Source organism: Paenibacillus sp. LjRoot153 (genome assembly GCF_964253085.1).
In the GTDB taxonomy this organism is placed as follows: domain Bacteria; phylum Bacillota; class Bacilli; order Paenibacillales; family NBRC-103111; genus Paenibacillus_E.
Genome location: NZ_CAXUQH020000001.1, coordinates 3,174,540 through 3,198,747 on the forward strand (window position 1 = coordinate 3,174,540; position 24,208 = coordinate 3,198,747).

Annotated in this window: 22 protein-coding genes; 15 read left to right on the forward strand and 7 right to left on the reverse strand. The window is 46.3% G+C overall.

The features are described 5' to 3' along the window. Positions 1 to 63: 63 nt before the first annotated feature. The 4 genes from ACSQ8P_RS13250 to ACSQ8P_RS13265 form a co-directional block, all read right to left on the reverse strand. On the reverse strand, positions 64 to 756 hold the full coding sequence (locus ACSQ8P_RS13250) for an LrgB family protein (RefSeq protein WP_436235615.1): 693 nt from the start codon (positions 754 to 756) through the stop codon (positions 64 to 66). Further along, positions 753 to 1,151: a CidA/LrgA family protein gene (locus ACSQ8P_RS13255; protein ID WP_436235616.1), complete on the reverse strand. Its 399-nt coding sequence runs from the start codon at positions 1,149 to 1,151 to the stop codon at positions 753 to 755. The genes ACSQ8P_RS13250 and ACSQ8P_RS13255 overlap by 4 nt, the downstream gene beginning before the upstream one ends. A gap of 81 nt (positions 1,152 to 1,232) precedes the next feature. Then, positions 1,233 to 3,053 carry a cache domain-containing sensor histidine kinase gene (locus ACSQ8P_RS13260; protein WP_436235617.1) on the reverse strand — a complete coding sequence of 607 codons (1,821 nt, stop codon included), beginning with the start codon at positions 3,051 to 3,053 and terminating at the stop codon, positions 1,233 to 1,235. 4 nt (positions 3,054 to 3,057) lie between these two features. After that, positions 3,058 to 4,677, reverse strand: a complete 1,620-nt coding sequence (locus ACSQ8P_RS13265; RefSeq protein ID WP_436235618.1) for a response regulator transcription factor — start codon at positions 4,675 to 4,677, stop codon at positions 3,058 to 3,060. 222 nt (positions 4,678 to 4,899) lie between these two features. Here ACSQ8P_RS13265 and ACSQ8P_RS13270 point away from each other — a divergent pair, with 222 nt between their 5' ends. From ACSQ8P_RS13270 to ACSQ8P_RS13300, 7 genes are all read left to right on the forward strand, one after another. Beyond that, positions 4,900 to 6,300, forward strand: coding sequence for an ABC transporter substrate-binding protein (locus tag ACSQ8P_RS13270; protein WP_436235619.1), 1,401 nt, complete (start codon positions 4,900 to 4,902; stop codon positions 6,298 to 6,300). A gap of 80 nt (positions 6,301 to 6,380) precedes the next feature. Continuing rightward, the gene (locus ACSQ8P_RS13275) at positions 6,381 to 7,277 is read left to right on the forward strand and encodes a carbohydrate ABC transporter permease (RefSeq protein WP_436235620.1); all 897 of its coding nucleotides are present in this window, start codon (positions 6,381 to 6,383) and stop codon (positions 7,275 to 7,277) included. Between the two features lie 11 nt (positions 7,278 to 7,288). After that, positions 7,289 to 8,119: a carbohydrate ABC transporter permease gene (locus ACSQ8P_RS13280; RefSeq protein WP_436235621.1), complete on the forward strand. Its 831-nt coding sequence runs from the start codon at positions 7,289 to 7,291 to the stop codon at positions 8,117 to 8,119. Between the two features lie 82 nt (positions 8,120 to 8,201). Next, complete coding sequence (locus ACSQ8P_RS13285; protein ID WP_436235622.1) at positions 8,202 to 9,119, forward strand: dihydrodipicolinate synthase family protein; 918 nt, start codon at positions 8,202 to 8,204, stop codon at positions 9,117 to 9,119. Positions 9,120 to 9,135: 16 nt separating this feature from the next. Continuing rightward, positions 9,136 to 9,816, forward strand: a complete 681-nt coding sequence (locus ACSQ8P_RS13290) for an N-acetylmannosamine-6-phosphate 2-epimerase (RefSeq protein WP_436235623.1) — start codon at positions 9,136 to 9,138, stop codon at positions 9,814 to 9,816. Between the two features lie 10 nt (positions 9,817 to 9,826). Next, positions 9,827 to 10,783, forward strand: a complete 957-nt coding sequence (locus tag ACSQ8P_RS13295) for an ROK family protein (RefSeq protein ID WP_436235624.1) — start codon at positions 9,827 to 9,829, stop codon at positions 10,781 to 10,783. Positions 10,784 to 11,074: 291 nt separating this feature from the next. Beyond that, the gene (locus ACSQ8P_RS13300) at positions 11,075 to 12,724 is read left to right on the forward strand and encodes an exo-alpha-sialidase (RefSeq protein ID WP_436235625.1); all 1,650 of its coding nucleotides are present in this window, start codon (positions 11,075 to 11,077) and stop codon (positions 12,722 to 12,724) included. Positions 12,725 to 13,168: 444 nt separating this feature from the next. Here ACSQ8P_RS13300 and ACSQ8P_RS13305 read toward each other — a convergent pair whose 3' ends face one another. After that, a complete protein-coding gene (locus ACSQ8P_RS13305; RefSeq protein WP_436235626.1) occupies positions 13,169 to 14,026 on the reverse strand; it encodes a helix-turn-helix domain-containing protein in 858 nt (285 codons plus the stop codon). A 110-nt stretch (positions 14,027 to 14,136) separates the two neighbouring features. Between ACSQ8P_RS13305 and ACSQ8P_RS13310 the strand changes: the two genes are divergently transcribed. The 4 genes from ACSQ8P_RS13310 (at position 14,137) to ACSQ8P_RS13325 (ending at position 17,733) form a co-directional block, all read left to right on the forward strand. Next, positions 14,137 to 14,901, forward strand: coding sequence for a phytanoyl-CoA dioxygenase family protein (locus tag ACSQ8P_RS13310; protein WP_436235627.1), 765 nt, complete (start codon positions 14,137 to 14,139; stop codon positions 14,899 to 14,901). 150 nt (positions 14,902 to 15,051) lie between these two features. After that, positions 15,052 to 16,101 carry an ABC transporter ATP-binding protein gene (locus ACSQ8P_RS13315; protein ID WP_436235628.1) on the forward strand — a complete coding sequence of 350 codons (1,050 nt, stop codon included), beginning with the start codon at positions 15,052 to 15,054 and terminating at the stop codon, positions 16,099 to 16,101. Continuing rightward, complete coding sequence (locus ACSQ8P_RS13320) at positions 16,098 to 16,907, forward strand: ABC transporter permease (protein ID WP_436235629.1); 810 nt, start codon at positions 16,098 to 16,100, stop codon at positions 16,905 to 16,907. Before ACSQ8P_RS13315 ends, ACSQ8P_RS13320 begins: the two co-directional genes overlap by 4 nt. Positions 16,908 to 16,911: 4 nt before the next feature. After that, complete coding sequence (locus ACSQ8P_RS13325) at positions 16,912 to 17,733, forward strand: ABC transporter permease (protein ID WP_436235630.1); 822 nt, start codon at positions 16,912 to 16,914, stop codon at positions 17,731 to 17,733. Here the strand turns inward: ACSQ8P_RS13325 and ACSQ8P_RS13330 are convergent. Continuing rightward, positions 17,687 to 17,953, reverse strand: a complete 267-nt coding sequence (locus ACSQ8P_RS13330) for a hypothetical protein (RefSeq protein WP_436235631.1) — start codon at positions 17,951 to 17,953, stop codon at positions 17,687 to 17,689. The two genes, ACSQ8P_RS13325 and ACSQ8P_RS13330, sit on opposite strands and share 47 nt — an antisense overlap. A 226-nt stretch (positions 17,954 to 18,179) precedes the next feature. Between ACSQ8P_RS13330 and ACSQ8P_RS13335 the strand changes: the two genes are divergently transcribed. Continuing rightward, a complete protein-coding gene (locus ACSQ8P_RS13335) occupies positions 18,180 to 18,908 on the forward strand; it encodes a hypothetical protein (RefSeq protein WP_436235632.1) in 729 nt (242 codons plus the stop codon). Beyond that, on the forward strand, positions 18,874 to 19,707 hold the full coding sequence (locus tag ACSQ8P_RS13340; protein WP_436235633.1) for a hypothetical protein: 834 nt from the start codon (positions 18,874 to 18,876) through the stop codon (positions 19,705 to 19,707). The genes ACSQ8P_RS13335 and ACSQ8P_RS13340 overlap by 35 nt, the downstream gene beginning before the upstream one ends. A gap of 45 nt (positions 19,708 to 19,752) precedes the next feature. On the opposite strand, the gene ACSQ8P_RS13345 is transcribed toward ACSQ8P_RS13340, so the two are convergent. After that, entirely contained in the window at positions 19,753 to 21,264 is a 1,512-nt protein-coding gene (locus tag ACSQ8P_RS13345; RefSeq protein WP_436235634.1) for a sulfatase family protein, read from the reverse strand. Positions 21,265 to 21,417: 153 nt separating this feature from the next. On the opposite strand from ACSQ8P_RS13345, the gene ACSQ8P_RS13350 reads away from it, so the two are divergent. Then, positions 21,418 to 22,260, forward strand: a complete 843-nt coding sequence (locus ACSQ8P_RS13350; RefSeq protein ID WP_436235635.1) for an AraC family transcriptional regulator — start codon at positions 21,418 to 21,420, stop codon at positions 22,258 to 22,260. Positions 22,261 to 22,458: 198 nt separating this feature from the next. Continuing rightward, positions 22,459 to 24,207, forward strand: a complete 1,749-nt coding sequence (locus ACSQ8P_RS13355; protein ID WP_436235636.1) for a sensor histidine kinase — start codon at positions 22,459 to 22,461, stop codon at positions 24,205 to 24,207. Position 24,208 lies beyond the last annotated feature (1 nt).

The window sequence follows — 24,208 nt, forward strand, 5'->3', positions numbered from 1 at the left end:
CTTCGAGATGGGGGCTTCTTTCTACACGCTTCTTTCTACACACATCTGTCTACGCGCATCCTTCTAGCTAAACCACCAATATACCGGAATAAATAAAATCGACGTAATAATCCCGGCAACGCCCATGGCGAAGCCGCTCATGCTGCCTTCCTCCTCCGAATCTTTGAGGAGGCGTGCGGTGCCAATGCCATGCGCAGCGGTGCCAACGGCGATCCCGATGGACAGCGAATCGCGCCATCCGAGCCAAGTCAGCAGCTTTCGGCCGATCATGCTACCGAACAGCCCGGTTAGCACCGTTAGCACTGCCGTTAGCTCGGGCAAACCGCCGAGATGGCGCGATATTTCCAAGGCGATCGGCGAGCTCACGGATTTCGGCAGCATGCTGAGCAGAATCTCGCGGCTTCCGCCGAGCAGTCCAACCAGAGTAGCGGCGGTGACAATACCGGATAGGGAACCGATCGTAACGGCAATCAAGATGCTGGTTATATGCTTTTTGATTAAGCCGGCATTTTTGTATAGCGGCACACCTAGAGCCACAGTTGCTGGGCCAAGCAGCACAGTAATCATGTCAGCCCCTACCTTATAGGCGGCATAAGGGATATGCAAGATAAGCAGGAGGCAAATAATGAAGCCTGAGCAAACAAAGAGTGGATGCAACCAACGCCATCGTTGATGAATTAACTGAGCACCCGTATAAGCTATAACACTGAGTGCGATGCCAAACATCGGGTTCATAAGCCATGCTGAAGTGCTCATTGTATCCCGCCTTCAGCTGTCTTTTGCCCATTAGCACCTGTATGCATCCGATGCCCTTTCTCCTCATGACGTTGCAATTTGGAGGTAATAAATCCAGTTACGATAAGGACAGCAATTGTACTCCCCATGACGCCAACCCCGATAGATAGCCAATTCCGCCCGATCAGAGGGAAGAATGCCATTGTTCCCACGACAAACGGTAGAAAAAAAAGCATCATATGGCCCGTGAACCAATTGGCCGTCGTTTCCACCCATTCGAGCTTAACTAGCTTTGCAAACAGGGCGATGGTAAAAAGAATAAGTCCAATCACATTCCCGGGAAGCGGGATGTGAAAGCTCGTTTGAAGCCAAATGCCAATGAAGTTAAAAGCAAGTAAAATCGCGAGTCCTAGCATAAGGACCTCCTGTCTGTCGTCTTGGTCTGTCGTCCTGGTCTGTCGTCCTGGTCTGTCTTCCTGAAGTGGTCGTTGTAGGAGTTAATTCCTTACTGTGAGTGCAGGAATGCGTATCCGAACGATGGTCCCTTCGCCTAACTGACTCTCCACTTCAATCCCATACGAGTCACCAAAGTAGAAAACGATACGATCATGCACATTTTTGATACCAATATGTGTTTCATCGAGTGTATCTGAAGGTTGGGCAAGCCGATTTCGCAGCTGCCCAAGCTTGATTTCATCCATGCCAACTCCATTATCCTTGATCTGGATCAGTAAGTCATCCCCCGATATCGCGGAAGATACTTCCAATAGTCCTGCATGACTGCTCCGTTCCAATCCATGCACGAAGGCATTTTCGATTAGCGGCTGTAGCGAAAAATGCAAAACCTGCAAAGTCTCACTATTCACCGAGAGCTCTTCCCGATACTGAATTTTATCCCCGAAGCGCAGCTGTTGGATTTTCACATACAGGCGAATGTGGATCAATTCTTCCTGCAAGGTAACCGTTTCTTTACCCGTTTGGATATGAATGCGGAACAGGCGGCCTAAGATGCCGACCATTTCACCGACATCTCGTTGTCCGCTGATGATCGCCTTCATTTGAATCGTTTCCAGCACATTGGCGAGAAAATGCGGATTGATCTGACTTTTCAAAGCGCCATATTGTGCGACCTTTTGCTGGGCTTTGGCCATAGAGGAACGTTCAATATAGTTCTGCAGGTCTTCGAGCATTTTGCGGATACCTTGATACAGCACGCCGAACTCATCCTGCCGATCCGAGCTAAGATCGACATCGAAATTGCCTAAGCCAACCATTTTCACCTTGCGGCTCAGTAGAATGATAGGCTTCGTCACGCGCGCGGAAAGAATGAACATGAATAACACCGCAGTTCCTAGGGATAAGAAGGCAAGTGCTAGTATGATTTTGATCAAAATCTCCGCTTGCTTCGTCATTTCTTTCTCATCGATGGATTGAATAACCTTCCAGCCCGAATAGGGCGAGGTCACGAAGTTGATGAACGAATTGGTACCGGCAAAATACGCGTAAAAGCTTCCATTTTCAGCATTCAAAACAGTCTGAAGCTTCTCATTCTCTAGTGTGATCGGTACATTTGCGTTCGCAGACGTACTTTCGGAATTATAAATACTAGCACCCTGACTATCTATAATCGTGAAGTTGCGTTTACTCGTCTCGGACAATTTCAATATTTCTCGTAAAGAATCCAACCGAATATCAATAAGCATAACCCCGAGTGGCTGTTTACTTCCGACTTTATTAATGACCCTCGCGATGGAAATAACGGGATCCTTGGCATTCACACGATGGAAGGGGAGGTGAGTTCCGAACAGGACGATTCCACCTTTACTTTGCTGTGTCTGTAAGTACCAGTCTTCCTTCGTGAACTCTTTCACATCGTAGTCCGAGCGATTGAAATTTGCTGAGTAAAAGACACGAGAACCTGCGTAAATTTGCACGCTGTCCACATTTTTAATCGTCATTTCGATCGAACTGACAAAGTGCTCAATCGTGTTCCCGTATTGAATACGTTGATCATTACTATTCTCGTCGCCATCAGCAACCCAGTGCTCTAACGCATTCTGCAGTTGCCCATCCATTTGAGCGTTTAGCGTTCCTTTCTCGATACTCTGCAAATATTGGTCAATATTGAAGGACAGATTCGTGAGAATAAGGTTCGAGGAGCTCTGGTATTCATTTTTGACGGCTTGGATGGAAAAGAAATAGATAATGACCGAAATAATCAATAAGGGAACGGTGATAATCAGGATCATTAGCACGAATATTTGATGGTTGACATGCTTCATCCGGTAATACTGCGAGAGCCGTCGCCATGTGTTCAAAGGTTTACCACCCCCATTTCTTCCGATAGTCGGTTGGCGTCATATTCGTAATACTTCGGAAGGTTTTGACGAAATGTTTGTAGCTTTTATACCCGCACATCGTGCACACATCCGTCACTAGATACTCAGGCTTCTTCAAGCATTCTTGCGCATAATGGATGCGAATTTCAGTCACAAACCGCATGTAATTTTTATCGAGTTTTCTCTTGAAAATACGGCTTAAATACGATGGATTATAGAAGAAACGATCGGCTACCATTTGCAGTGTAATATCTTGGTCGATATGCTCTTTGATATAAGCTTCAATATGCTCAAAAATAAGCACATCCTGATGATTCGTTGAAGAGAACTCATCTCGATACATTTCGCTGACTTGCACCATCCAAGCTGCTAGCCAGCTGAAAAGGGCATCAAGCGTTGGGAAATCATCGACACACGTCAGTTTAATAAGCTTTTCGCTGTAAACGCCCTCCACAGGAATGCCATTCCGATGGGCAAAGCGAATCGTGGTGGAGATGATTTCCTGTATAAAGGCGAACCCTCGATCCAGCGAAGTGTGGGGCATATGCGTACGTAAGTCCGTGGCAAGGCGGTGCATTAGCAGCTCTATATCACTTTTATTACCACTTTCAAGTCCAGAGATCAGTCGGTTCCTATCGGCCTCTTCCAGAAGTAATCGGGTATCTTTGACACGAGTATGCGTCTCATTGGTTTCGTTCGGTAAGAAGAGCTGTCGATTGACATGATAGTAGCGTTGATACAGCGCTTGATCCGTTTGACGAAGCAGTTGCGTTAATTGCGAGCTATCTGTCGTTGATTTACCAATGGCTATGAAAAAGCAGGAATCGTAGGTTGGAAGCGAGACGTGATCGGCCTTGTACGAACTTGTTCGATCATCCATTAGCGCTATTGCATAGCATTTGGTTCTATCTATATATAAGAACAAGTGACTGGGAATACTGGAGTCATACATAGTATCTAATGCGGACTGAATGATGCGCTCGGCTCGCTGGCGAAACTCTTTTCTTTCGTAAGTCTGTGTGGCATTCGGAGGTAACCATGTGACAACAAAAGGTTGATACATGATGGTCTTGCTTCTGAAGTCGCTTAACTGCTGAGAAACGCCTTCCTCCCAAGCTGCATGCTCATCTTCCAGTAAAAACTTGACCAAATGGTTGCTTTTAAAGCTTTGGTTTTCGTTGGCTTGTTGTTCCAAATTCGTTCGAAGTAGCTGTTCATTTCGTCTTTGCTTAAGGGTAGACATACAGCTTTGAATGGTCGAAAAGCTTTCTTCATATTCCAGAGGCTTTAACAGAAAGGCATGCACGCCGCCAAGACGAATTGCCTTTTGCGCATATTCAAAGTCATTGAAACCAGTCAAAATAATAAAGAGGGTATCCGGTCGTGTCGCTCGAATGTGTTCAATCATCTGCAGTCCATCCATCTCAGGCATGCGAATATCGGTGATGATCAGATCAGGTTGCTCATGAAGAGCTGTAAGACAGCCTTCCTTCCCATTTTCAGCTTCAACAATCGTAGTGACACCAAGTGCTGTCCAGTCAAAATAATGCTGTAAGCCAGCTCTGATCAGAGGTTCATCCTCGACAATTAGTAGTTTATACATGAAGTTCCCCCAGATGGTTAGGACTTGAAATCGTGCGGTAACTCAAGTATAACACTAAAATTATCGGAAATGAGGCTCTCATTTGCTAGAAAACGAACAGGTCAGAATACGACTATGAATGTAAAGATACGGGGATTCTCCTCGTTTTCAATATCACGTATGCTTAGGGCACGGAATGAAACGAAGCATGTTTATTCCACAAAATATAACGGGGGTGCTCACATGAGGGCTATGAAAAAAGGACTTATGACATTGATTGGCGTTGCTCTTGTCGGGTCACAGTTAGTTGCATGTACGAATTCATCTACGAATACACCAGCAAACACAGCCACGAGTACGGAGGGCGCCAAAGCTTCTACACCGAGTCCAGTGGCTGCGAAGCCAGTCGAGATTACGTGGTGGAACTTTCCGAACTTTCAACCGTTGGATGGGGAAGTTGGGAAATACGAGAAGCAGATTATTGCAGCTTTTAACAAGAAGAATCCAGAGATTAAAGTCAACTTAGAAATGATTACCTTTGAAGGCGGTCCGCAAAAGCTGAATGTGGCCATCGCATCGAACTCGGCACCAGATGTGATTTACGATGCTCCAGGACGTATCATTGACTGGGGTAAGAAGAAGTTACTAGCTCCGCTGAATGACATTGTCACCGAAGATGTGAAGAAAGATATTACACCAGCCTTGTGGAAGCAATCCATGGTTGGTGACCAGATTTATATGTACCCGATTAATACGGCTCCATTCATGATGGCCGTCAATAAGACGGTATTTGAGAAAATTGGAGCCCTAGATTTACTACCGCTAAGTCGCCCTGATCGGACGTGGACAGTGGCTGAATATGAGAAAGCCTTGCAAGCCGTGAAGGAGAAAGCGCCTGACATTATTCCAACGGGCTTCTTCGCTAAGAGTACGGCAGGAGATCAAGGAACACGTGCTTATATTGCCAACTTAGGTGTGTCGAGGTTCTTGAGTGAGGATAACTCCAAAGTAGCTATTAATACCGATAATGCCGCGAAAGCATTGGACTGGGTAGCTAAGGCGACGAAGGAGAAGATCAGTGTGTCCGGTTCTGCCTCCTTAGCAGCTGCGGATGTAAACGATTTATTCTTGCAAGGTAAATTAGCCTTTACTTTGAACTATTCAGCCGTACTGAAAGCGCAGAACGTTCCGCTCAAAAAGGTGCAATTCGAAGATATTCTATTGCCATTCCCAACATTAGATGGATCTAAGCCTAAGCTTGAGCCGTATTTGGGCGGTATGGCCGTGTTTAATAACGGAAATGCGGACAAGATTACTGCTGCGAAGAAGTTAGTTGATTTCATTGCAAATGATCCCGAATATGCAAAGAAGAACTTGATTCAAACCGGCGGATTATCTGCACGTACGTCGATTACAGGCCTCTATAGTGATGCCGAGTACAAATACGCAGAAACTGCTCGTCAATTCATCACGGATGCACCGACAATTGCCGATGGTTACGCGGAAATTCGTACCTTCTGGTTCCCAGAATTGCAACGTGTGTTAACAGGCGCAGCAACAGGTAAGGAAGCATTGGATAGCTTTGCTGCCAAAGCGAACGAGGCCATTGCGAAAGCGAAGAAAGATCAAGCAGCTTCCAAATAAGCACGAGGAATGTTCTCTGAGAGTAGAGTGCGATCGTACTCTACTCTTTTCATCTCAAAAAAGAAAGGGAGGGAAGAAACATGGAGGTAACGGTTCGTAAAACCAAAGGTTACATACGTCGAGATTGGCTTATGAGCTATGTCTTTCTACTGCCTGCACTCGGATTCTTTCTGCTTTTTGTTGCCTATCCCATGGTGAAAGGGATTTATATAAGCTTCTTCGATTACTCCTTGCGTACGTTTAACTTTATAGGATTCGATAATTATGTAGATTTGATTCATAATGAAACGTTTCTGAAATCGATGCGAAATACGCTCCTGCTCGTCGTTATAACGGTACCTATTGTGATCGTTTTCTCTCTTTTCGTAGCGGTTTCGATTTATAAGAAGAAAGAATTTGCTCGGTCATTCTTCAGAGGTGTCTTCTATCTGCCCGCCGTGTCATCTGTTGTTAGTATTACGGTTGTATGGGGATGGATCTATCATCCGAATTATGGCATTCTCAACTATTTAGGGGGATTAATTGGTCTAGAGCCGATTTCATGGCTAGGTGACCAGCGGACAGCTCTACTAGCGATTATCGCTGTTTTGATCACAACCTCAGTGGGTCAGCCAATCATTCTTTACGTGGCTTCCCTAGGCAATATCCCAACTTCATATATCGAAGCGGCTGAAATCGACCGTGCGACACCGTGGCAAATCTTTATGAAAATTATTTGGCCCATGCTCATGCCGACCAATCTCTATATTATCGTCATAACGACGATCAACACGTTTCAGTGCTTTGCCTTAATTCAATTGCTTACTTCTGGCGGGCCTGTTTATAGTACCTCGACCGTCATGTATGGCGTGTACGAGCAAGCCTTCGTGCTTGGTCATTTCGGCAGCGCCTCGGCTATGGGCGTATTCCTTGCGATTATTATCGGGGTTATCTCGTTGATTCAATTTAAATTCTTTGGCAGCGATGTTGAGTACTAGGAGGGGACATCATGAAAGTAAACGCTGGGCAAAGGGTATTTAACGGATTTTCTACGCTATTATTGATCCTTTCTACGTTGTTTTTTATATTTCCGTTTTATTGGATTGTGACAGGTGCCTTTAAATTTCAAACGGTGGCAACACAAATTCCGCCAGAATGGTTCCCGCTCAAACCGACCTTACAGAACTGGGCGGATTTGTTTAAGAATCCGGTATGGCGTTGGACGTTAAACAGCTTCGTCATTGCAGTGGTTGAAATGTTCGCTGTCTGTCTGGTTTCCGCTTCTGCCGGATATGTCCTGGCTAAGAAGTTGTTCCCTGGCCGGAAAATCATTTTTACCATGTTCATCGCTGCGATGGCTTTACCGAAACAAGTGATTCTTGTTCCGCTCTTTACGATGTTGGCTGACTTCGGATGGGTCAATACGTATCATGGACTTATTTTACCAGCGATTGGTTGGCCATTTGGTGTGTTCTTGATGAAACAATTCGCTCAGACTGTACCAGGGGAGTTAATTGAAGCGGCGAAGATTGATGGCTGCTCCGAAATCCGACTATTCTCCACGATTATCTTGCCATTGCTTAAACCAGCGCTAGGAGCGCTTGCAATCTTTACTTTCATTGCCTCTTGGAACGACTATTTCAGTCAGCTCATTATGACGAGGTCAACCTCGATGATGACACTGCCGCTAGGGGTAGCGACGATGCAAGGCGAATTTACGACCAACTACGGAATCATGATGGCAGGAGCGGCACTCGCGTCTGTTCCAATGATTACGATCTTTCTCGTGTTCCAAAAAGCCTTTACACAAGGGATTACGATGGGTGCGGTCAAGGGTTAAGGGTGCTGTAGTGGGATGGAAGATAACAGTTAGCAAACATGAACACAATTCTATTTAGTCCAACATTCGGAGGAAAACACAGATGAAATCTTATGATTTAGAACCATTCCGCGGTATTATTATCGCCTTATATGCAAGTTACGATGAGCAGGGAGAAATGAATACAGACGCTGTGCGTCGATTAGCTCGTTATTATGCCTCGACTGGTGTGAAGGGGCTTTATGTAGGCGGCAGTTCAGGAGAGGGGATGCTTCAAACGGTTGAAGAACGCAAGCTAATCCTTGCGGCTGTGATGGAGGAAGTTGGCGATGAGCTGACGATCATTGCTCATGTGGGAGCAGCTGCCACGCGAGATAGTGTCGAGCTTGCTAAACATGCAGCGGAAGTTGGGGCACATGCGGTTTCAGCGGTTCCTGCGATTTATTATCGTTTGTCACCTGATAGTGTGGAGGGGCATTGGCAGGCGATCATTGACAGTACTTCGCTGCCGTTCATCATTTATCATATCCCGCAAACGACGGGCTTTCATTTATCGAAGAGTCTGTTAACGAAAATGGCCGCACAGGACAAGGTTATCGGTGTGAAAATTTCGGCTGAAAGCACCTTTGAGTTGCAGCAATTCAAAGCGGCGGGAGACAGTGAGTTTCTCGTATTCAACGGACCTGATGAGCAGTATTTAGCTGGACGCAGTATTGGCGCAGACGGAGGCATTGGCGGAACTTATGGGGTGATGCCGGAGCTTTTCCTCAAAATTGAGCAATGCTATGTGGCAGGAAATATGCGCGAAGCACAGGAATGGCAGTTCAAGGTAAACGAGCTCATTGTTGAATTACTGTCATTCCCATCCTTGTACGGGGCTTGCAAAGCGATTCTAAAGCTGCGTGGTTACGATATTGGAGAGCCGAGAATGCCGTTATTACCTTGCACTTCGGGGGATCAAGGACGAATCGAAGAGTTGAATACGCGAATCATGACGCTGGTTGAGCTGGCAAAGTCATAAGAGAGGAGCGATTCGGATGGAACGTAGAGAAATATTTCCTGTGAGCGGCTTGATCGTTTCTTGTCAGGCATTGGAGCATGAACCTCTTCATGGCGGGGATGCAATGGCGAAAATGGCGAGAGCAGCTGTCCAGTCGGGTGCCATTGGCATTCGGACGAACGGAGTTCACGATATTTTAATGATTAAAAAAGAAGTAGACGTGCCTGTGATTGGACTTATCAAAAGAGATATGCCTGGCTCCAGTGTGTTTATTACACCAACTTTGGACGAAGTAAAAGCCATCATAATGGCTGGTGCAGATATCGTAGCGCTGGATGTAACGAATCGAGAAGACCGATTGGAAGCGGTGAAACCGCTAATCGAATGGGCTCACGAAATGGGAGCTGCTGTTATGGCGGATATTTCAACCTTGGAAGAAGGAATGGCAGCAGAAGCACTAGGTGTCGATTGCATCGGGACGACCCTTGCCGGCTACACACCGTACAGCACGCAGCAAGAAGGGCCTGACTTCGAATTGCTTGAACAGCTATGTGCAAAAGTTAGCGTCCCTGTTGTAGCAGAAGGCCGGATCTGGACACCGGAGGAAGCGGTGAAAGCGATTGCCTGCGGCGCCGCCTATGTCGTGGTTGGGAGTGCGATTACACGACCGCAGCTCATTACAGAGCGTTATATTAAGGCGTTGAATCAACGCGGCTAGGGGGATTCTAATGGAAGAGTATGGGTATAACCCCCTAGCGGATTACGTGATTGGCGTTGATGTTGGCGGTACCAAGATCAACGCTGGCCTCGTAAATGCACAAGGTGATGTGTTAGGTATGGTTAGCTTGGCGACAATGGCGGGCGAAGTGAGCACGGTAGATCGAATTGAGAAAGCCATTCGAGAGGTGATTGCGGAAGGCGAAAGATCAATGCCGGGCTTGTGCTTGAAAGGCATTGGTGTCGGTAGTGCAGGGCAAATCGATTGGGAGAAGGGCTCGATTCGCTCAGCGTCTGAACTGATTCCCGGCTATGCGGGAACGGCGCTTAAGGACATTCTTCAGGAGCACTTTCAGCTGCCTGTCATCGTCGATAACGATGTGAATGTGCTCGCACTGACGGAGAAACTTTTGGGAGCTGGACGAGGTGCGGAACATTTCCTGTGTCTTGCACTTGGGACTGGGGTTGGCGGTGCGCTCGTTGTCGATGGCCGACTCGTCCACGGCGCATGGGGCGGTGGCGGTGAACTTGGCCACATTTCGGTTGATTTCGGCGGAATCCCTTGTGTATGCGGCGGGATTGGATGTTTGGAACAATATGCGTCAGGGACTTCGATTGCGAGGCGAATGCGCGAGAAGCTTGCCCAAATGGGTCAACCTGATGACACGGTGGATACGCGCGAAGTGTTTGCCCGGTGGAACGCAGGAGAGTCGACGGCGAATGAGCTGATGCAGGAAACCTTGGCGGCTCTAGGATCGGCCATTGCCTCTTACATCCATATGTTTAATCCCTCGTTAATCGTGATTGGCGGCGGGGTAGCCGAAGCAGGTGAGCGCTTGTTTGCGGAGTTGCGGAAAGAAGTAGCACGTAGATCTATGCCTTCCATGTTGGATGGTGTTCGAATTGAGCCAGCTTATCGTGGCAATTGGGGCGGTATGATTGGCGCAGCACTGCAATTGTGGGAATGAAAGTGATGGAAGAACGAGCATAGATGAGAGGACAGTCTCTGTTTTATCGTATAACGCGATAGAGCGGGGGCTTTTTGTATTTTTAGAGTAAATAACGTGAAGGTTGGTCAAAAAAGAGCCCCTGAAAGTCAAGTTCGAGGGATTATCAAGGAAGAGAAGACGCTCTATGATAGAGCTAGTCGGGCAGGTGGATGCCTGTTCACGAATAGGAGGAAGGGAGGTAGCTTGCAAGCTAAGGTTGGAAAAAGAAAAAGATTCGCCAATAGACGAGTGAGAGGAAGGTAATTATTTATGACTACAGTAACGAAGGTTATTCGAGTGCTGCTCTGTATGACCGTACTTATGACGGCGCTTACTTTTCAAGGTAACCCCGCAGAAGCATCCGTTCCTGCAGGTATTCTGAACTATGCGATTAACAGCACATTTAATGGAACGACGGACTACGTGGACAAAACGGCAGATCGTACCGTGGTTTCATCACTAACGCAAGGCTCCATCTCGGTAAAGTTTAAATCGACGAGCACGGCCGTTGCCAAGACGTTCCTTAGTGTATCGGATACCAATGATCCTTCAAGTAATTTATCTTTCACCATGAATAATGGGACGGTTTATTTCGAAAATCGAGAAAATGGCAGCTATGCCACACAGCTTAGCGCTTCAGGGACCTACAACGATGGGAATTGGCATACAGCGGTACTCACGGTTGGCTCTTCTGGAACGAAAATTTACGTGGATGGCTATCAAAAAGCGAGTTCGGCATCAACCAGCTTTTTCACCAATGTGACGAATATCAATGGTATGTGGGTGGGGCGAAATGTAGACAGCGGTGGTGGCCAGTGGTACTATTCGGGCACACTTGATTTTGTGAACGTTTACAATGTGGCACTGACTGCTGCACAGGTCAAAGAATTAGCGTTCCTAACGGAACAAACGCTGTTTACGACAAGCGATGGCTTGGGCTATGGTCAGTATCGCATTCCCAGCATTGTCGTAAGTGCAAGCGGCACGGTGCTCGTTGCGGCAGAAGCTCGTACTGGCGGAGATCAAACGCCAACTGATATCGTCTTTAAGCGAAGCACGGATGGTGGAACAACGTTCTCGAGTCAAGTTATCCTGGCGCCTGGTAAATCGCAAGGTTACGCCGAAATGAATCCCATGCTCCTTGCAGAGAATACGGGCACGCGAGTGCACTTGCTGTGGAGCAGATGGATTTGGGGTAACTGCCAGTACTTCATCCGTACGAGTAACGATGACGGTGTAACGTGGGGGGCGGCGCAAGATATTACGTCTGTCCTGACACCGTACAAAACGGTGGGCAACGCGAAATATTTTGCTAACCTAGCGGGTGCTGGCATGGGACCGGGCCACGGGATTCAAATGAGTAATGGCGTACTGCTCGTTCCGATTTATATCACGACGTCAAATTGGACGAATTCAACCGTAGCCTCGATTTATAGCACGGACAACGGTGTGACGTGGAATGCAGGCTCGAAAGTGCCAAATCCATCCGGGTTTTCGCTCATACACGAGAATATGATGGTACAACTGTCCGATGGCAAGTTGATGACGAATATGCGAAATCCGGGCAGTGATTATCGTGCTGTATCCACATCCACGGGGGTTAATGGAACTTGGAGCACGCCGGTATCGGATACCACCTTAATTGACCCCATCGTAGCAGGAAGTATACAGCGATATGATGCTTCTACGATTTTGTTTACAAACCCAGCGAACACGAGTACACGTACCAATATGACGATTCGGATGAGCAATGACGATGCGTCCACTTGGTATAAGTCCAAAGAAATTTATGCTGGAACAAATGGCTACTCGGATATTGGTGTTGCGCCTGATAAAACCATATTCGTCTTGTACGAAAAGCCTGCGGGCAGTAAAATCGCGTTAGCGCGCATGAGTAAAGCGTGGATTGAAGCGCCATAAGCCGACTGGGGCTGCGATCGAATGGTACGATCATAATCTTAGACTCGATATGGATCGCGGACCTCGTAAAACTGTCATAATCACCGAGCACAAAACCGTTAAAACCGAACAATACGCCAACCATGAATTTGCCATAAATGATGTTGGATGCGTCTTTCGGAGTTTAACTGAAAACCTCCATCTATTTTCGTCCAAAAAGGCTGGTCTGGTTGATTAGATGGAAAAAGTACAGTTAAACTACCCGTGATCGGCTGTTTCAGCTAAATCAGGCGAAATTAACTGTACAAAATCCATCTAGTTGATCGGATTTGATAAAATAGGGAGGATTAGCTGTAGTTTTTACAGTTAGATGTGCCGGATGGTGCCGAACCGAATCGAATCCCTCTCGGCGGAGCCAGGAAAGCGCTGGCTAGACAAGAAGCTGATCATAGATCAGCTTCTTTGTCATTTCCTTCGCCAGTTCCCGTGCCGGTAATCGGAAGGCGTGGTGCCTGTTGTGCTTTTGAACACGCGAGCAAAATGAAACGAGTTCTTGAACCCGCAGCGCATAGCGATTTCGCCAATGGTTAAGCCGGTTTGCGTCAGTAACTCGTTAGCCCGGAGAATGCGATAGTTCCATACGAATTTGATCGGTGTGATACCTTCGTGCTTACGGAATAAACGAACTAAATGCTCTGGGGAAAGTCCGACTTCCTCGGCAATGCCTTCCAGCGAGAGATGATCATGGAATTGTTGCTCGATGTATTGCTTCGCATGTAGAACTGAAGGGTGCGTATGCTGCATATGATTGCTAGTCGATTCTGCGATAAATAACTGAATAGCCGCTAGTCCCAGACTGCAAAGGGTTTCCGAGGCCGCATCGTAACGTAATCTTAAGGAAATCAGGATGTCCGTTAAGCGATTCATCTCTTCACTTATGGCTTGTGTATGTGGCAATTGCTCCAATTGGTCGCGTTGATGCTCCGAAAGCTCACCAACATGAACGGCTATCCAGCGATGCCAGGTTTCTTGCTCCTTCGCGAACAAGAACTGTTCTTGATGTCCTGGTTTCAGGAGAATCACTTGCCCAGGTTGAATCGTATGAGGAACCTCATCAATGTACACGGTCATTGCGCCAGTATGCAGCAAGACTAGCTGCAGATCCGCTTGAATACGGGGGCCGAATCGACTGCCAGGAGGGTACACGACGGTTCCTCCAACTGCAGCCTGTACTTTAGGGATGTGAATAGTGGGTTCTGAGGTCATGATTAGGGTCCTTTTCGATGATTTGATGGAAGAGGATTTCAACTTTTCTATTTTCATGAATATCAATTACAGATATATAATCATCAATCACAGCCATGTTCGAAATGGGAGTGCTTCTGTATGCTAAGTATAGAGCTAGAGCTTATATTTTGAAAGGGGAACTGAATATGCAAAGTCAAGTTAAGGATCGATTGGCACCGTTAGGGGAAAAAGAATTAGCGTTTTTTCATGAGCATGGGTATTATTTGTTGAAAAAAGGGTGTAGTGAAGATCTTGTAGATGCCTTTAATGGACACATTCACAGTATACGTTCAGCAGATGAGATAGCCGAATGGGCGCTCCCCAAAAAAGGCGGTCAGCAAGTATCAGATAAGGACCGGTTCTCGGTGCGATTATTTAATCCGCATAAGCAAGACGGTTTCTCACGACAAATCATGAAGCTCCCAGTTGTGCGAGGAGCTCTTGCTCAAATGATGGGTGATGAGGCCGTTTGTGTGCAAAGTATGTACTTCTATAAGGAGCCAGGCTCACCAGGACAAGCGCCGCATCAGGACTACTACTATATTAAGGATGACCCGAAGTCGATGATTGCTGCTTGGATTGCTTTGGAGGAAGTCGTGGATGAAGAAAACGGCTGTTTGTGGGTCATCCCTGGCACGCACAAGCTGGGCTTGCTTCCGCATGGGAAAGTAACGAATCTCGAAGAGCATGAAAGCTGGACAGATGAAACGGAAGGTGTAGATTTGAGTCGAGAGATTCCAGTTGTCATGGAAAAAGGAGACATTTTATTTTTTCATGAGCTGCTCATTCACTCGTCTTACAAAAATCGTAGCAAGGATCGCTGGCGCCGTTCCTATGTGTGTCATTATATTCGAAATGATTCCACTGTCTTGTTCCGGGAAGAACTGCGGGTCAAATATCCGCTATATTAAGCCAGTCAACGTAGCCTGTCATCTTCGGATGAGGGCTACTTTTTATTACAATCTTCTCTCTTGCTACGAAAAAGTAGTTACCATCATTTGGAACACTGGTATAATGAATGAGATTCAGTTCGGACTATCGCAACCAAAGGGGAGAGCGCATTGTCGTTAATTGAGGTTAAGCATTTACGGAAAACATTTGAAACCGATGTGAGACGCACGGGGCGATTCGCAACAATAAGGAGCTTAATCAAGCCCGAGAAGAGAGAGATGGTCGCGGTGGAGGATATTTCTTTTTCCATTGAAAAAGGAGAGAGCGTCGCTTACTTGGGACCGAATGGCGCGGGCAAATCGACTACGATCAAAATGCTGACCGGCATCCTGGAGCCGAGCGGTGGAAGTATTGAGGTGGCGGGCTTGATTCCGCATAAGAGCAGAAAGATGAGCTCCTATCAAATTGGTGTCGTATTTGGACAACGAAGTCAACTGCTGTTTGATTTGCCTGTGAAGGATTCCTATGATTTATTACGGTATATGTATAGCATCTCTTGGGAGCAATACCACAGAAATTTACGTGAATTTGCACAGGTTCTGGAGGTTGAGCATCTTCTTAATCGTTCGGTGAGAACGCTTTCACTTGGTCAGAGGATGCGGTGTGAAATCCTTGCTTCCTTGCTGCACGAGCCGGATATCCTTTTTCTGGATGAGCCTACGATTGGGCTCGATGTTGTGGCCAAGGAGCGGATTCGTGCTTTTATCGAGAAGATCAATCGGGAAAAAGGCGTCACACTGCTGCTGACAACACATGACATGCATGATATTGAACGGTTATGTCACCGAACGATGATTATTGATAAAGGGCGCCTAATTTATGATGGCAGCTTGCAGCATATTCGCGATCATTATGCGACAGAGCGCCAAATCAAAGCTACCTTCGAGGATACAAGGCATGCTGAAGCGGCTGCTTCGCTATTCATTGGCTTCGATGTGGTCACGTTGGTTGAAGAGCGGATGCTCAAAATTTCCTATGATCAGCATCACATCGACACGTCCACATTACTTAAACATCTGCTAGAGAAAACACAGCCGCGTGATCTGACCATGCAAGATGAGAATATCGACGCCTTAATTTCCCGGATTTATAGGGAAGGTCTTGCAAGCTCACCGCAGGAACCTCAACGCGAGTTGGAAGGTGTGGTCATCAGCTCATGAATACCCTTAGACGACTAGGCGGAATGTCCCGAATTGCGGTTCGCCAGCGCATGCAGTTTCGATTTGATTTTATGATGACACTCGTGTCAACGCTCATGTTCTGTGTGCTTTATTACATGCTGTGGAAAGCGATTTATATGTATGGCAGCGGGCAGGTATTGCCTTGGGAGCAATTAATTACCTATGTCATGGTGGGCCAAACGATTAACTTTGCACGCTGGTCACCCGCAGAGCGTGCACCCACATACGCCATGGCGTTACGAGTCCGTTCCGGGGACATTGCGCTGGATCTGATTCGACCGGTGGACTTTCAAGTACAACGTTTTGTAGAAGCCGCAGGCTTTTTTGCCGTGGAGATGCTGTGGGTGAATATTCCTGCGCTTCTGCTGCTGATCTTCGGGCTTGGGATTCAATCACCACCGAGTTTGGCTGCTGGGGCTGCCTTTGTGTTAAGTCTAATCATCGGTTTCTTAGTGGCTTTCAGCATTAACTCGATTATTATGATGATTTCGTTCATGACGACGAATACGTTCGGGGTACAGTTGGCGAAGCGAGCGATGATGGATATTTTCGCAGGAACGTTGATCCCATTCGATTTCTTTCCAAGCAGCTTACAAACGATTCTTACCTATCTACCTTTTCAAGCTATGGCCTATATTCCATTATCGATTTATACAGGCAAGCTGACGGGTGTACATATGGGCTTCGCGCTCTTGGAGCAGCTTGCGTGGGCGCTTGTTATGATTGTTATTAGTCGATTGTTGTGGATGAAAGCAGCGAAGCGACTAGCGATTAACGGGGGGTGAGAGGATGTTAGCACCAAAGAGAAGCTTCATGCAGCAGGTAGCGTATCTGATAGGGATGTATGGTCATTTTATAAAAGTGTACGTCAAAACGCTGGTTGAATATCGTGCGGATACGATTATTGCGATCATTGCGGGGATCATTGCGCAGGGAAGTATGCTGATTTTTTTGACAGTCATTTTCAATCGAATTCCGATGTTGGCAGGCTGGGACTACAACGAGTTAGTCTTTATGTTCGGACTTGCCGCCACGGGTCGAGCTCTGAATCAAACCTTCTTCAATGCGCCTTTCATGCTAACAGGCTACATTCGGAATGGACGGATGGATATGATGATGGTGCGGCCTGTTGGCGTACTTTTTCAAGCCATAGGCTACTCGCAAGAATTGAATGGTGTCGGCCAGTTGATTACAGGTATCGCAATTATGGGGTATGCGGCGTCCCATTTGGATATGAGTTGGACGTTCTTAAGCGTGCTATATGTTGTAATCGCTTTGCTATGTAGTGCACTCATTCAATTCTCGATTCTACTAACGATTAGTGTATTAACGTTCTGGTTTCAGGAGATCCGATCTCTGATTTATCCAGTAACGTGGTTATATGATTTTACAAGGTATCCCATGCAAATCTTTCACCCCATTCTACGTGGATTGCTAACTTACGTCATTCCGTATTCATTGGCTAGCTTCTATCCAGCGGCGTTTCTATTACGACCAGAGCAATACGGCTGGGCCGCTTGGGGCGTTCCAGCCGTAACGATGGTGGTCGTAATGGGCGCGTATTTTATATGGTCACAGGGGTTAAGGCGTTATTCGAGTGTGGCGGGATAAATTGTTCGTTGCGACTACAGTCGATATACATGGGATACACACCTTCCTGAATGGGAGGAGCTACTTGGATGGTAACAGTAGGAATCGCTGCAGTCAGTGGTTCTTGCAGGTTGGAAGCCGTCTGTCTGAGGCGCTTACTCTTCTCGAAAACATCAATGACGAGATAGTACATAATACATAGCACAATAAAACCCAATCCGCAGATTTGTAAGTTTTGCATCCTAGTACGCCTCCTATGAATCATTTTTCATAGATTAACGTATTTAGGATGCGATGTCGCTCGAAAGTTGGTGTCGTATTCTGACATATTGTCAAAAGACTCCAAAGTGTATGCATTCATCTTGACAATGACAATGAGAACCATTATCATTCGGTGTAGAGAGCTAAATGAAAATGATTATCAATGGGTGGCGAGAGTGAACGGCATCATGAGGGGGCTAGTCGATATGAATAACAGCGAGAATGGTATTGGCGTCGGAAACTTGCAGGTTATTGCAGATTTTCAATTAGAGCGCTGGCTGCATACCCTTACTCATGAAGATCGTGGAACAGATTCGCAGGATCTGAATTGGCAGCAGCTTACCCAATTCGCAGCTTATCACGCGATCAACGCATGGTACACTTTACCACCTGCTGCTCGGACACGACTTATTTTAAAGAATGAATTCGAGAAAAAGTGGACAAATAAAGTGCAAAAATTCGGGACCGATACCTTTTATAGCGAGGTTAAGCATCGCGTCATTGATCAGTTATATCACATTCTGACGAATAAAAGTCGGATCGAATGGCCACTCCTTTTATTTGAAAGCATGGATGTATGGATTGATGAGCTAGATCTGGGATTATCCATGATCGTTCAGGTGATGGAATCTTCGGTACAATCCGCTGTGATTCATAAATTTGTCATGGAAGACAGCGTGGCTTCACTTGCCCTGTTTACACATATGTCGGTTGTTTTTTGTAACAAGGCGTTCGGAGGGAAACCTGTGAAGCTGCAAGTCGTCAATCTGATGAGCGGCAAGCAGCATCGCATCGAGACGAACCATTTCACAATGGAACAATCGCTCGATTATCTCAGACTTGTGAAAGATGTGTATTTGGAAAGTCGCAGATGTAGCTGCTGCAGAGAGGAAGGACTTCATGGAAATAAATTCGACTTGGCAATCCACCAATGAATTGTTGTCTCTAAAGTTTACTACGTTGACAGCATCCCTAGACGGCGTATTGTATGCGGGAACTGAAGGGCATGGTGTGGTACAGTTCTCGCCGTTACGTTCCTGGGAAAGCGCATCAGAAGGCTTGCCTGCACAGGTTCATGTGTACCGATTAGATTGGGTGGAGACGCAATTATTCGCTTCTACGAGCCACGGATTGTATCATTTAGAGGAAGAGATATGGCAGCAAACGAGCGTCACCGATCCCTGTTATGCGTCAATTGGTTGGGGGGATCGATTTGTTCTCACGGAGAACGGTTTGCTATGTGGAAATGATGATGAATGGCTGCCACTCGCCTTCCGGGGAAAGAAAACCTATGATTTGTTAGTGACACCTCATTTTATATTCCTGGGCTATGAGGATGGCGTTGCCTGTTATGATTTATTTACTGGAGATTGGTGCAGTATGCCGCTTCATCAAGCGGTGACTAGTTTAGCTGTGTTCAACACGAAGCTGGTCGGGACGACGGAGCGTGGAGGCTTAGTCGTGGGTAATAAGAACGGCGGATTCAATCAGCATCGGTTTGAGGGGATGTTCTTGAATCGCTTAGTCACTCATCGCGGCGAAGTCTATGTGTGTGCCAATACGGGGCTGTATAAGCTGAGCGAGATCAGAGGCAACGTCATACTGCACGCGTTAAATGCACAAGCTGAGGTGACGGATCTGCTGATTTGGCGTGATATGATGGTCATATCGACGCGTGATTCAGGTATTAAATATAAACATGCCGATAAGACAGGTTTTCAAACGGTTCTGTAAGAAATAGAAGCTCCCAGCGATTGTATGCGCGGGAGCTTTTTCTATCTAAGCATGCCAAATCCGTGGCATCGCTAACGGTTCTTTCCCCAGCTCTGCCCAAATATAGGACAGCAGCAGGCGAGCTTTCAAATCTTTATAATCGGGATGATCCCACAAATTACGAATCTCACCGGGATCCTCTTGAAGGTCAAATAACTCGCCATACGTTTGATTATAGTAGACGGTTAGCTTATAACGATCATCCACATATGTTTTCTGGTGAATGGTCGTCTTCTCGTGACGGAATTCGCAAATCGCGTGGTCTCGCACGCGCTCTGCTTGACCTGTCCACACGCTGCTTTGGTCGACACCCGTCATGAAGCAAGGTATCGGCAGGCCAGCCATGGAGAGAAAAGTAGGCGCAAGATCGACGAGAGATTGGATCGCATTCGAGGTTTTGCCCGCCGGAACTTGACCAGGATAACGGACGATGAATGGCAGCTTAATTAAGTCCTCATAATGGAAGCCGCCTTTGTATTGAAGGCCATGCTGCCCGAAGAAATGACCATGATCCGTGGTAAATACGACAATCGTATTCTCGGCAAGCCCAAGCGCATCCAACCGATCTAAAATTCGGCCAATGTGTGCGTCCATGCAGCTGATCATGCCGTAATAGGTGGCCACAAGTTGCTTTCGCTCACTTTCTGACAGATGGGAATGCGAGTGATAGCCATGTACGCCATAGCCACTTTCTTTTAAATAGGAAAAGTCTGGATTCTCTTCTTGTGTTAGCTGAAAATGTGGTGGATTCTTCTCATGCTCGCCAGGTGTGATAGTTGGGATGGTCAACTTCTCTGGATCATACATCGTGTCCCATGGCGAAGGGACTAGATAGTCGGGATGCGGATCGAAGAAGCTCGACCATAGGAAGAAGCCTTCGTCGGACTCCTTATACTGTTCAAGCAAAGCATTCGTTCTTTCTGCAATCCACGTATTATAGTGAAACTCTTCCGGAATGGCCCAATGATGCAGCTGTTTAGGATCCATTGTTCCTGTCGGAGCTAAGAAATAATCCCGCCAGTTCGTGAGACCTTTCTCCTCCATCCATAGCGCATAATGTTGTCCCACATGAGCTTCATTCGTATGATTGCGTGCTAATTCAACATGGTCAAAGCCATAGAAGGGTTGATCGAATGCTTTCCAGTAATCAAGGTCCTGCAGGATTGGATAAGCTTCTAGAGAAGGATACTCCTCTGTACTTTTGAGCGGTTGAAAATGTGCTTTACCGATCAGTGCTGTTCGATAATCCGCTTTCTTGAAATCTTCCCCGACAGTATGGCGATCTTCCAAAAGCTTAGTGCCGAGCGTCCATGCACCATGTTGGCTAGGATATTGTCCGGTTATAATGGAAGATCTAGTCGGTGTACATGTCGGATTGGGGCAATAAGCGCGTGTAAATGTCGTTCCTTCTTGAACGAGTCGATCCAAATTAGGCGTGGATAACTCTGGATTAAAAGCGCCAATCGTGTTCCAATGCTGCTGATCACTTGTGATGAGTAGAATATTCGGTTTTTTCAAGGGGCTGCTCCGCCTTTCTGTATTCTTCTTATATGCTATGTTTAGTATAGAAATACGAGGAAGAAAACAACATGATAGAATGTTAGAAAGTTGTCATTATGTCGACTTTTTTATAGAATGAAGGTATGAGTATCATGTGGCAGGAGGTCTGGGATGCAAGAATATGAGATGGAATTCGCTGATGTATGGTTCGCTATTCCACACCCCTTTCAAACTGCAAGCGGTTGTTGGATCGTACGAGCTGGACAGAATATAGCCAAGTCCACGTATCACATTGGACCCAAAGTGATTGAACAAACTAGCTTTCATTGGATTGTGCAAGGCAAGGTAAGGGTGACTACACCTGAACATACCGTCGAATTAAGCGAGGGAGATCTATTTTGCTTATTTCCTGGACGTCCTTATGTGTATGAAACGATGCAAATGGAAGACAGCACTCCGCCGTTAAAAATGATTTGGCTAGCTATGGAAGGCAATCAATTGCCGCTATTAACAGCGGAGTTTGGGCTAACGCCAAATAAGTATTGGTTACATGGAATGGTGAATAAAGAAGTTGGAGAAGCACTACGAAGCGTGATTGGTGCCATTTCGGGGACGAAGAAAAATATGTTTCTCGAGCAGCGGGCACTCAGTGATCTTTTTTATAAAATGAACCTGCAAGCGAACCGTTCTGTCACCAATGAGAAAGAGAATTGGCTCGCACAGGTGAAGGATTTCTTCGATTTACACTATACCGAGCATATTCGCGTAGAGGATGCCGCACACCATTTTGGCTACCATCGGTCCCATGTGTATGCCGCATTTCTGAAGAAGTATGGCACTTCACCGCAGCGTTACTTAGCTGGAAAGCGCTTGGAGAAGGGGGCCGAGCTGCTTAAAACCACGTCGTTATCCGTAACAGAAATTGCCTATTCGTTGGGTTATTCCGAGTTGTATGCCTTCACACGGGCATTTACGACTTATATGGGGGTCTCACCACGCAGCTATCGGGGGTAATTTCCCACAGTTTACGAATCTTCGCATTATATTCCTGAAAATAATAACAAGACCGTGTTTCCTTTGTATCCAAGGGAAGCGGTCTATTTCACTTTTGGCGGTTGACGGTTGACCGTTGACCGTTGACCGTTGACCGTTGACCATTGTCCTTCTGGATGCCATAATCGATGATAAAACGAAATAGGGAGTCGGCTAACGATGGGATTACGTTCAGTCATAGATACGTATCGGCATATGAAGATCAAAAATAAGTTGTCGATTTTGATAACGATGATTATCGCGGTTTCTTTGGCATTTACCATTTTGATCCAGCAATATGTGTTTTCGATCTACGATGGGCAAATTTATGATAAATCTTCACGCGTACTCAATTTGTCGTCTACCGCGATCGAAACAGAGCTTAAGCGATTGCAGCAGCTGTCCTACCGGATTTTGGCAGAGGAGCAGGTTCAGGAATGGTTGACTTCACTCAAAAGAAATCCATCCGATTATGACCGACTCATAATTAGTCAATACTTGGTAGATCGATTAATCAGCTATTCTGGAGAGGAACCCTATTTATTTTCCATCCAAATTACGGATGCCAAGGGAAATGAGCATGAGGGCGGCAACATTCTACGAATGGACGCTGAACGGAAAAGACACATCTTGAATGTGGCTGCGGAAGGCAATGGGGAAAATCGGTGGATATATCCAGATAGTAAGGATTCTGCGTTGATTGCAACGCGGGAAATTCGCTCTTTTCACAAAACAAACTTTGATTTGGACTATTTAGGGACATTGGTCATTCGAATCAACATTGAGAAGCTTGTACGCGATATCGCACCCGAAGAGGGCGATGTTATGATTGTTTCCGATGAACATGTGATCTTTCCTAGTGAACCTTCCTTCGATTGGAGTCGGATTACGAAGCCTATGAACGCTGGTAAAGGCTATGAAATCCAGAAAATTAACGGCGAAGAATATTTCATCGCGCAAATCCAGTCACTGAATACAGGTTGGACTTACTTAAACATAACGCCATTTAATCAAATCTTTGATCGAATCATATTTATCAAGGAAATGGTCGTTTTCGTCTTTATTGCCATATTCGTGGTTGTGATTTTGTTAGGCATACGTTTCTCGTATAGTTTAACTAGGCCAATCGATGAGTTAATGGTAAGGATGAAGCTGGCGGAGAAAGGGAATTTCGAAGAGGCGAATTTATTTCCGCCAGGCGGTCAGGTGGCCATGAATGAAATTGGGCTCTTACAGCGAAGCTTCCGATTCATGATAGAACGCATCAATACCTTGATTCAGGAAAATTATGCGAATCGACTACTGATTAAAGAAACGGAATTTAAGGCGTTACAGTCCCAAATTAACCCTCATTTTCTGTACAATACGTTGGAATCGATTAATTGGATGGCGAAAGTGAATCGACAATCCAAAATTTCCGAGATGGTGGAAGCGCTGGCGTATTTGCTTCGCCACTCTGTCGATTTGAAGGAACCCATTATTACACTCGGTGAGGAAATCGATATCGTCCGCAGTTATGTGACGATTCAGAAAATTCGTTTCGAAGAGCGATTGGTATTTAGGCTGGATGTGCCTGAAGAATTAATGAGTCGCCCGATTCCCAAGCTGACGCTTCAGCCTTTGATGGAAAATGCTATTCATTATGCGCTGGAGTCAACCATCGAGCCTTGTGAAATTTCGATCCGAGGCTGGAGTACGGAAGACGGCATCTTCCTTGCTGTTGATGATACGGGACCAGGATTCCCTAATGGCATGATTGAAAGGCTGCGTAGCGGTGAAGTGACGACGAAGGGGAAAGGTATCGGACTCCTGAATATTGATGATCGGATTAAGCTTGCTTTTGGCGACGCGTATGGTATTCGAGTGGATGAGTCGGCCGAGCAGGGGGCTTCCATCATTCTGAGTTTACCTAAAGGACAGGAGGAATAAG

Excerpts from the sequence above, each read along its gene's own strand:
- ACSQ8P_RS13275 (WP_436235620.1), top strand. The coding sequence starts at position 6,381 with ATGGAGGTAACGGTTCGTAAAACCAAAGGTTACATACGTCGAGATTGG.
- ACSQ8P_RS13350 (WP_436235635.1), top strand. The coding sequence starts at position 21,418 with ATGCAAGAATATGAGATGGAATTCGCTGATGTATGGTTCGCTATTCCA.
- ACSQ8P_RS13335 (WP_436235632.1), top strand. The coding sequence starts at position 18,180 with ATGAATAACAGCGAGAATGGTATTGGCGTCGGAAACTTGCAGGTTATT.
- ACSQ8P_RS13310 (WP_436235627.1), top strand. The coding sequence starts at position 14,137 with ATGCAAAGTCAAGTTAAGGATCGATTGGCACCGTTAGGGGAAAAAGAA.
- ACSQ8P_RS13325 (WP_436235630.1), top strand. The coding sequence starts at position 16,912 with ATGTTAGCACCAAAGAGAAGCTTCATGCAGCAGGTAGCGTATCTGATA.
- ACSQ8P_RS13280 (WP_436235621.1), top strand. The coding sequence starts at position 7,289 with ATGAAAGTAAACGCTGGGCAAAGGGTATTTAACGGATTTTCTACGCTA.
- ACSQ8P_RS13295 (WP_436235624.1), top strand. The coding sequence starts at position 9,827 with ATGGAAGAGTATGGGTATAACCCCCTAGCGGATTACGTGATTGGCGTT.
- ACSQ8P_RS13270 (WP_436235619.1), top strand. The coding sequence starts at position 4,900 with ATGAGGGCTATGAAAAAAGGACTTATGACATTGATTGGCGTTGCTCTT.
- ACSQ8P_RS13255 (WP_436235616.1), bottom strand. The coding sequence starts at position 1,151 with ATGCTAGGACTCGCGATTTTACTTGCTTTTAACTTCATTGGCATTTGG.
- ACSQ8P_RS13355 (WP_436235636.1), top strand. The coding sequence starts at position 22,459 with ATGGGATTACGTTCAGTCATAGATACGTATCGGCATATGAAGATCAAA.
- ACSQ8P_RS13340 (WP_436235633.1), top strand. The coding sequence starts at position 18,874 with ATGGAAATAAATTCGACTTGGCAATCCACCAATGAATTGTTGTCTCTA.
- ACSQ8P_RS13305 (WP_436235626.1), bottom strand. The coding sequence starts at position 14,026 with ATGAAAATAGAAAAGTTGAAATCCTCTTCCATCAAATCATCGAAAAGG.
- ACSQ8P_RS13250 (WP_436235615.1), bottom strand. The coding sequence starts at position 756 with ATGAGCACTTCAGCATGGCTTATGAACCCGATGTTTGGCATCGCACTC.
- ACSQ8P_RS13330 (WP_436235631.1), bottom strand. The coding sequence starts at position 17,953 with ATGCAAAACTTACAAATCTGCGGATTGGGTTTTATTGTGCTATGTATT.
- ACSQ8P_RS13290 (WP_436235623.1), top strand. The coding sequence starts at position 9,136 with ATGGAACGTAGAGAAATATTTCCTGTGAGCGGCTTGATCGTTTCTTGT.
- ACSQ8P_RS13265 (WP_436235618.1), bottom strand. The coding sequence starts at position 4,677 with ATGTATAAACTACTAATTGTCGAGGATGAACCTCTGATCAGAGCTGGC.
- ACSQ8P_RS13300 (WP_436235625.1), top strand. The coding sequence starts at position 11,075 with ATGACTACAGTAACGAAGGTTATTCGAGTGCTGCTCTGTATGACCGTA.
- ACSQ8P_RS13285 (WP_436235622.1), top strand. The coding sequence starts at position 8,202 with ATGAAATCTTATGATTTAGAACCATTCCGCGGTATTATTATCGCCTTA.
- ACSQ8P_RS13320 (WP_436235629.1), top strand. The coding sequence starts at position 16,098 with ATGAATACCCTTAGACGACTAGGCGGAATGTCCCGAATTGCGGTTCGC.